The organism is Rhizobacter sp. P2_H2 (assembly GCF_056403375.1).
This window is the reverse complement of the sequence record NZ_JBFUFP010000617.1, coordinates 1-3,269: the sequence shown is the minus strand read 5'-3', so window position 1 is coordinate 3,269 and position 3,269 is coordinate 1. Positions and strand designations below refer to the sequence as shown.

At 71.2% G+C, this 3,269-nt stretch carries 3 protein-coding genes; 1 reads left to right on the top strand and 2 read right to left on the bottom strand.

Annotated elements, in window-relative coordinates:
* Positions 1-15: 15 nt before the first annotated feature.
* Positions 16-963: a 2-hydroxyacid dehydrogenase gene (locus AC1D15_RS23470; protein WP_477827871.1), complete on the bottom strand. Its 948-nt coding sequence runs from the start codon at positions 961-963 to the stop codon at positions 16-18.
* 132 nt (positions 964-1,095) lie between these two features.
* Between AC1D15_RS23470 and speB the strand changes: the two genes are divergently transcribed.
* Entirely contained in the window at positions 1,096-2,070 is a 975-nt protein-coding gene (gene speB / locus AC1D15_RS23465; protein WP_477827870.1) for an agmatinase, read from the top strand.
* Positions 2,071-2,085: 15 nt separating this feature from the next.
* Here the strand turns inward: speB and gcvA are convergent, their stop codons facing one another.
* Positions 2,086-3,036, bottom strand: a complete 951-nt coding sequence (gene gcvA / locus AC1D15_RS23460; RefSeq protein WP_477827869.1) for a transcriptional regulator GcvA — start codon at positions 3,034-3,036, stop codon at positions 2,086-2,088.
* Between the last annotated feature and the right edge of the window lie 233 nt (positions 3,037-3,269).

Sequence of the window (3,269 nt, the reverse complement as noted above, 5' to 3'; positions counted from 1 at the left end):
CGCCAGCGCACACGGTCAGTATCCCCGTCCTTCATCCACCTGGTTCAGCAGCGGCTCGCCGCGCATCGCGCGCCGCACGTTCTCGGCGAGCTGCGGTGCCGCGGTGGCGGCCGTCGTGATGCCGCCGACGTGCGGCGTCACGAGGATGCCCGGGTGGCGCCAGAACGGATGGCCCGCGGGCAGCGGCTCCACCGTCGCCACGTCGATCGTCGCGGCTTCGAGCCGGCGGCTCGCGAGCGCCGCCAGCAGGTCGTCTTCCACCAGGTGCCCGCCGCGGCCCATGTTGATCACGAACGAGCCGGGCCGCATCTGCGAGAACAGCGCGCCCGACAGGATGCCGTGCGTCTCGTCGGTCAACGGCAGCAGGTTGACGAGGATGTCGGTGGCGCCGGCGAGTTGCGCAAGCCCGGCGGCACCGGCATGGGTGCGCACGCCGGCCAGTTCGCGCGGCGACCGGCTCCAGCCGTGCACCGTGAACCCTTCGGCCGCGAGCGCCGCGGCCACCGCGCTGCCGAGCTCGCCGAGCCCGAGCACGCCCACCGCCGATTGCGCATTCAACCGCGGGTGCTCGAAGCGCCACAGCGCCGCCTGCGAATCGCGCTCGTAGCGGTGGAAGCGCCGGTGGTAGCGCAGCACCGCGGCCTTCGCATAGCCGACGATGTGCTGCGCGAGCGAGCTGTCGACCGATCGCGCGAGCGGTACGCCCGGAGGCATGCGCGTGCGGTCGAACTGGTTCACGCCGGCCGACAGCGACAGCACCGCGCGCAGGTTCGAGAACGCGCGCAGGCCCTCGGGCGGCAGGTTGTACATCAGGCCGATGTCGATCTCGTGCGGCGCCGCGCAGCCGGGCCCGACGATGAAGTCGAAGGCGTCGTCGCCGAGTTGCCCGGCCAGTGCGTCGCGCCACATCGCGGGCGGATCGATGCGGCTGAAATAGTAGATGCGGGGGCGTGCTGCATTCATCGTGGCGCCGATGATAGGCAGCCGGGCCGCGGCGGCCGGCAATAAAACTAAGGCCGCCCGTTGAGTTTTTCGATCGGCTGCCGCGCCGCACGGCTCCTATGATCCGGGATCCCTGGCTGCCGGCATCCCGTCGTGACCCCTCCGCAAGCTCCCGCCGCCCCGCGTTTCAACCAGCCGCTGGGCGGTGACGCGGTGCCGCGCTTCGCCGGCATCGCGACGATGATGCGGCTGCCGCACCAGCCGACCGCCGAGGGGCTCGACGCCTGCTTCGTCGGCGTGCCGTTCGACCTGGGCACCTCCAACCGCTCCGGTGCGCGCTTCGGCCCGCGCCAGGTGCGCAGCGAGTCGGTGCTGCTGCGGCCCTACAACATGGCCACGCGCGCCGCGCCCTTCGATTCGCTGCAGGTCGCCGACATCGGCGACGTGGCGACCAACCCGTACAACATCGTCGATTCGATCGACCGCATCGAGGCGGCCTACGACCGCATCATCGCCGGCGGCTGCCGCCCGATCACGATCGGCGGCGACCACACGATCGCCTGGCCGATCCTGCGCGCGATGCGCAAGCGCTACGGCCCGGTCGGCGTCGTGCACGTCGACGCGCATGCCGACGTCAACGACACGATGGGCGGCGAGAAGATCGCGCACGGCACGCCGTTTCGCCGCGCCGTCGAAGAGGGCCTGCTCGACTGCCAGCGCGTGGTGCAGATCGGCCTGCGCGGCACCGGCTACCACGCCGACGATTTCGACTGGTGCCGCGCGCAGGGCTTTCGCGTGGTGCAGGCCGAGGAGTGCTGGCACCGCAGCCTGCTGCCGCTGATGAAGGAGGTGGTCGAGCGCGTCGGCGGGGGGCCCGTCTACCTCAGCTTCGACATCGACGGCCTCGACCCGTCGTTCGCGCCCGGCACCGGCACGCCGGAGATCGGCGGGCTCAGCGTGCAGCAGGGGCTGGAGATCATCCGCAGCCTGCGCGGGCTCGACCTCGTCGGCGCCGACCTGGTGGAGATCTCGCCGCCGTACGACCCGCAGGGCACGACCGCGCTGGTCGGTGCGAACCTCGCGTACGAGATGCTGTGCGTGCTGCCCGGCGTTCAGTACCGGGCCTGATCGTCACTTCGGACGTCACCCCGGCGCCGAGCCGGCGTGCACCTTCCCCAGCACCCAGTCGGTGAACCCCGCCACCAGCGGGCTCTCGCAGACCTCGTGGCGGCACACCATGTAGTACGCATGCCGGGCCGGCACACTCTGCTCGAACAGCCGCACCAGCCGGCCCTCGGCGAGGTCGTCGCCGACCAGCAGGCTGTCGCCGAGCGCGACGCCCTGGCCGTGCAGTGCCGCCTCGATCGCGATGTGCGCATTGCCCATCTCGGTCATCCGGAAGCCGTCGGTGCGCGCACCGGCCGCGAGCAGCCAGCGCGTCCATTCGGCGCCGCCGTCCTCGCACAGCAGCAGGTGGTGGCGCAGGTCGTCCAGCGTGCGCACGCCCTGCGGTCCGTTGATCAGCGCCGGGCTGCAGACGGGGTAGATCGTCACCGGGCTCAGCAGCCGCACCTGCCGGTCGGGCCAGATGCCGGTGCCATAGCGGATGCAGACATCGACCGACGGCGCATACACCTCCTTGTCGTCGTTCGACGCGACCAGCCGCAGGTGCACGTCGGGGTGCGCGGTGAGGAACTCGCCGATGTGGCGCGTCAGCAGCCGCGAGCTCAGGCCGACCGGCGCCGAGACGACGAGGTCGCCGACCATCACCGCGTCGCCGAGCCGCGCGGCGGCCGATGCGATCGACTGGAACGCCGAGCGCACCGACGGCAGCAGCGCCTCGCCGTGCGTCGTCAGCTTGAGCCGGGTCTTGTTGCGCGTGAAGAGCTGCACGCCGAGAGCGTCCTCGAGCGTGCGCAGCTGGTGGCTCACCGCGCTCGGCGTGACGCTCAGTTCGTCGGCCGCCTTCACGACGGTGAGGTGGCGCGCGGTCGCATCGAAGGCGCGCAGCGCATTGAGCGGCGGCAGCCGGCTGCGCGGCGTCAGGCGCTTGGCGGCATCGTGCAGCGAGGGAAGGTCGGGCGTCTTGGGCATGAGGGGAGGAATTGCTTGCAAGGTTCAGGCCACGGCCGGTGTTTCGCAGCCACGGCGCGGCCTGCGACAGGCTGAGTTTTTTTGCGCCCGCCGCGGTTCTTAATCTCGGTGTTCAGCGCGCGCCGTCGTCACTAGCATCCCGCCATTCTTTCGGAGGCCCTTGCGGGGTGACACGGCATGGAAGCAGGTTCGGCGGCGGCGACGCAGCGGTTGTGGGGCGCACGGTTCAAGTC

What these genes read in the sequence shown, in the direction of transcription:
- gcvA (WP_477827869.1), bottom strand. Translation starts at nt 3,036, where the DNA reads ATGCCCAAGACGCCCGACCTTCCCTCGCTGCACGATGCCGCCAAGCGC.
- AC1D15_RS23470 (WP_477827871.1), bottom strand. Translation starts at nt 963, where the DNA reads ATGAATGCAGCACGCCCCCGCATCTACTATTTCAGCCGCATCGATCCG.